The sequence below is a fragment of the Streptomyces alkaliterrae genome (assembly GCF_007097205.2).
Lineage (GTDB): Bacteria > Actinomycetota > Actinomycetes > Streptomycetales > Streptomycetaceae > Streptomyces > Streptomyces alkaliterrae.
In genome coordinates, this window is record NZ_VJYK02000450.1 from 1 (window position 1) to 3,138 (window position 3,138).

General features: G+C 67.6%; 4 protein-coding genes, 1 tRNA gene and 1 pseudogene. 3 read left to right on the top strand and 3 right to left on the bottom strand.

Annotated elements, in window-relative coordinates; translation table 11 throughout:
- Window positions 1–134 precede the first annotated feature (134 nt).
- Window positions 135–208, top strand: a tRNA-Gly gene (locus tag FNX44_RS25410).
- Window positions 209–543: 335 nt separating this feature from the next.
- Here the strand turns inward: FNX44_RS25410 and FNX44_RS28640 are convergent.
- The 3 genes and pseudogenes from FNX44_RS28640 to FNX44_RS29260 form a co-directional block, all read right to left on the bottom strand.
- Window positions 544–1,197, bottom strand: coding sequence for a hypothetical protein (locus tag FNX44_RS28640; protein WP_185285870.1), 654 nt, complete (start codon window positions 1,195–1,197; stop codon window positions 544–546).
- Entirely contained in the window at window positions 1,161–1,625 is a 465-nt protein-coding gene (locus tag FNX44_RS28645; protein WP_185285869.1) for a hypothetical protein, read from the bottom strand. Before FNX44_RS28645 ends, FNX44_RS28640 begins: the two co-directional genes overlap by 37 nt.
- 94 nt (window positions 1,626–1,719) lie before the next feature.
- Window positions 1,720–2,031 (bottom strand): annotated as a pseudogene (locus tag FNX44_RS29260) (tyrosine-type recombinase/integrase); the annotation flags it as partial.
- 36 nt (window positions 2,032–2,067) lie between these two features.
- On the opposite strand from FNX44_RS29260, the gene FNX44_RS30030 reads away from it, so the two are divergent.
- Together FNX44_RS30030 and FNX44_RS25430 are read left to right on the top strand one after the other, a co-directional pair.
- The gene (locus tag FNX44_RS30030; RefSeq protein ID WP_438948043.1) at window positions 2,068–2,385 is read left to right on the top strand and encodes a DUF3631 domain-containing protein; all 318 of its coding nucleotides are present in this window, start codon (window positions 2,068–2,070) and stop codon (window positions 2,383–2,385) included.
- Window positions 2,382–3,138, top strand: a 757-nt coding sequence (locus FNX44_RS25430; protein ID WP_153507729.1) for a relaxase/mobilization nuclease domain-containing protein, incomplete at its 3' end; no start/stop codon positions are given. The genes FNX44_RS30030 and FNX44_RS25430, both read left to right, overlap by 4 nt.

The following is a 3,138-nucleotide window of genomic DNA, read 5'->3' on the forward strand; positions in this document are numbered from 1 at the left end:
AGTCCACCCGACACACCCCCTGAAACCGCCCACCACACACCAGAACAGACACCACCACCCCAACGGTCTGTGCACACGGGGGTGACGGTGAGGTAGAGTGTGACGCGCCGATTCGGCTCTCCATGCCGATCTTCGCGGGTGTAGTTTAATGGTAGAACATGAGCTTCCCAAGCTCAGAGCGCGGGTTCGATTCCCGTCACCCGCTCCACGACAAACCCCCAGGTCAACGACCCGGGGGTTGTTTGCTGGTTGAGGCAAGCACGGGCCCGCGTGCCAGATCCGCGCCAGATAGACACCACTGAGCAAGCCTGGCGAAGCGAGCTGTCCGCAGGTGACCACCAGGAACCCCTGGCGTCCGAATAGCGAGACACATTTCACGTGGTCCGCACCACGCCTCCCGGGCCCGGCATACCTGCATGAATCCGGACCTAACGGGATGTCCTGCCATTCCCTTTGGGTGTTCGCAGTCCTCACGCGTCTCCTCGTCACACCGCGGGCGAGCCATGCCAGATTCGTGCCAGAACTGCACCTGGACGAGCGGCTTCAGTGGTAGTCGCCACCGGCCGCGCCCACTGCGTACGGATGGACGTAGCCTCCGTCTCCGAACGGCGAGAACCAGTCCTTCACCTCCATCGGTGCGATGCCCATATGGGCCAGCCTCGGGTCCTCGTCGATCCCGTCCATCGCGGGGTCGTAGAGCCACTCATGGTCCGTGTCCTCGTAGACCTCCGTGCTGAAGATCTCCCAGGCGGTCCGGATCTCGTCGCTCAGCAGCCCGTGAGTGTCCGCCACGACGAGTGCGTCCTGGAGGAGAATGCGCAGCAGCAGCTCCTCGGCGACGCAGCTCAGTCGCACGTCGCCCGGCTGGGTGAAGCGCGCGATCATCGAGACGGCTGCCACCGTGAGCCGCTTCGCGAACAGCGCCGAGTACCGGTGTGCGAACTGCGGAGGCAGTTCCTCAAGCACCATGAAGACCCCGTCGCTCTCGGCGACGCTGTCGCCGTCATCCTCGTACAGGGTCACCACGTCCCGGAACAGCTCGTCGACCAGGATCTCCGAGGCCCACACCAGGGCCCCTGCTGCCACCTCCGCGTCCTTCCGGGCGACCACGCGCTCTTCCGGGTCGTCCGCGTAGCCGAAGCACTCCAGGGGAAACGCCTTCAGGTCACGGGCGAGGGACCGGAGCTTGGTCCGCATCTCCTCGACTTCTTCCGGATCGAGCCGGGGCGGGTCGGCGGATTTCCTCGCCTCCGCGTGGCGACGTGCCCGCTCGGCCGGGTCCGCCGGTGGAGCCTCCTGCCCGCTGGCCGCCTCCAGGCTCCGTTGTGCAAGTTCGGGATGCAGCTCGACAGCGCACTTGAGGATCCGCCACTCAGCCAACGGATCGTGGCGCTCGAGCAGCTCCTCCACGACAGCGCGTCGACGGTGACGCCGAGCACAGCGCCCTCGGGGTGGGTGCCGACAAAGCAGTCGGTTATCTCTACCTCTACGCCGTCCGGCCCCTCGATCGCGTACACCGACTCAAGCCCTTTGACCAGCAACGACGCTGCTCCCTCCCGCTGGAGCTCGTCGAGCTGCTGTGTCCCATCCGGGATACCAACGTCCACAGTCACCGCGTATGTCACCTGCCCATCGTGCCTGAGTGGAACAGCCCCGTGGGCGTGAACGGGGGTACGGTCCTCCCCGGACCGCACCCCCGTGCCTCACTCCTCTCCGGCCTCAGGGCAAATGGCCGTCCTCATCCGCGCGACGCCCACGCACCTCGGCGTCTATGCCATCGGCGATCCTGCGCTGGTGGCGCTCGGTGGAGTGCTGGTAGATGAGCTGCGCTCATGTGGACGACTGCCCGGCACGGACCATCAGGTCCTTGAGCTTGGCACCGGTGTCGGCGGCGAGAGTGTTGCCCGTATGGCGCAGGTCGTAGAAGCGGAACCGCTCGGGCAGGCCGACCTCGGCGCGTGCTCGCCGCCACCGCCGCCCGAAGGTCGAGCGCCGAAAAGGGGCGCCCTTCTCCCCGATGAACAACAATCCTAGGAAGGCGGTCTGCGCATCCGCATCCTCGTCGACATCCGACGAGCCTTCGCCGCCGAAGGCAACCCGGCGGTCCTGCGCACAAGCCGCATCCTCGACTTCCTCAACGGAGACGAGGAAGCGCCATGGTCCGAGTACCGCACGGGCGGCCTGTCCGCGCGCGGCTTGCAGCAGCTGCTGAAGGACTACGGCATCAACCAGATCGCCCGCAAGCTCAACACCGGCGACTGTCCACACCGTGGGGACAGCGCCGCCCTCGCCCACGCCGAACGCACCCTCCACGCGGTCAGCACCGCCATCCGCCACATCGCCGAAGCCGCCAACCACGCCGTCACCGGACAGGCGTCCCGATGATCGCCAAGATCAGCAGCGGCAAGAGCACCGTCGGCCTCATCCGCTACCTCTACGGACCCGGCCGCGCCAACGAACACACCGACCTCCACGTCAAGCAAGCCCGCCGCCTCGGCCGCGCGCCCGAACGCCACGTATGGCACTGCTCCATCCGCGCCGCCAACACCGACCGCCACCTCGACGACTCCGAGTGGGCCGACATCGCCCGCCGGGTCGTCGCCGCCACCGGCATCGCACCCGCAGACGACCCCGACGGCTGCCGCTGGGTAGCCGTCCGCCACGCCCCCGACCACATCCACATCGCCGCCACCAAAATCCGCCCCGACCTCCGCACCGCCCGCCACTGGAACGACTACCTCACCGCCGACCGCGAACTCGCCGCCATCGAGAAGGAATACGGCCTCCACCAGGTCGCACGCGGCGACCGCACCGCCGCCAAACGTCCCAGCCGCGCCGAACAGGAGAAGGCCCGCCGCGCCGGCCACGACCAGACCGCCCGCGAACGCCTGCGCGCCACCGTCCGGACCGCCGTGGCAGCCGCCACGAGCACCGAAGAGTTCCTCACGATCCTCGCCACCACCGACACCGTCCACATCGACATCAAACGCTTCCCCTCCGGCGACATCCGCGGCTACAAGATCGCCCTCAACGGCGACACCAACGTCCAAGGCGAACCCATCTGGTTCTCCGGCTCCCAACTCGCCCCCGACCTCTCCCTCCCCAAGATCCGCGAACGCCTCAACGCCACCGACGCCC

What these genes read in the sequence shown, in the direction of transcription:
- FNX44_RS28640 (WP_185285870.1), bottom strand. Translation starts at nt 1,197, where the DNA reads ATGCGGACCAAGCTCCGGTCCCTCGCCCGTGACCTGAAGGCGTTTCCC.